Origin of the sequence: Bacillus sp. SIMBA_026 (assembly GCF_046535335.1) — a bacterium.
Classification (GTDB): Bacteria; Bacillota; Bacilli; order Bacillales; family Bacillaceae; genus Bacillus; species Bacillus velezensis.
Genome location: NZ_JAWRWX010000062.1, coordinates 1 through 352 on the forward strand (window position 1 = coordinate 1; position 352 = coordinate 352).

At 43.5% G+C, this 352-nt stretch carries 1 protein-coding gene; it reads left to right on the forward strand.

Annotation, left to right across the window (positions count from 1 at the left end; all coding sequences use genetic code 11):
* Nucleotides 1–143 precede the first annotated feature (143 nt).
* A partial coding sequence (locus SB847_RS20665; protein ID WP_410578445.1) for a response regulator occupies nucleotides 144–352 on the forward strand: 209 nt, incomplete at its 3' end.

Here is a 352-nt window from a genome sequence, read left to right on the forward strand (position 1 = left end):
CATTTCTTTTCTGATGCTGTTTTTCATACATTTGAAAAAACCCGCTTGACCGCTTCGACTTCCGCGCACCATTCGCCGGGAGGCTTTTTGATTTAACATCGGATGGTATATAATGAAACAAAAAACACACAAAGGGTGCGGCCATGAAGATTAATGTCATTATCGCCGATGATAATTCTTTCATCAGAGAAGGAATGAAAATCATTTTGCATACATATGAGGAATTTACTGTATCGGCAATGTTGGAAAACGGATTCGAGGCGGCAGAGTATTGTAAACACTATCCCGTCGATATCGCCTTGTTGGACGTCCGCATGCCGGTGATGAACGGCGTCGAAGCCGCAAAACGGAT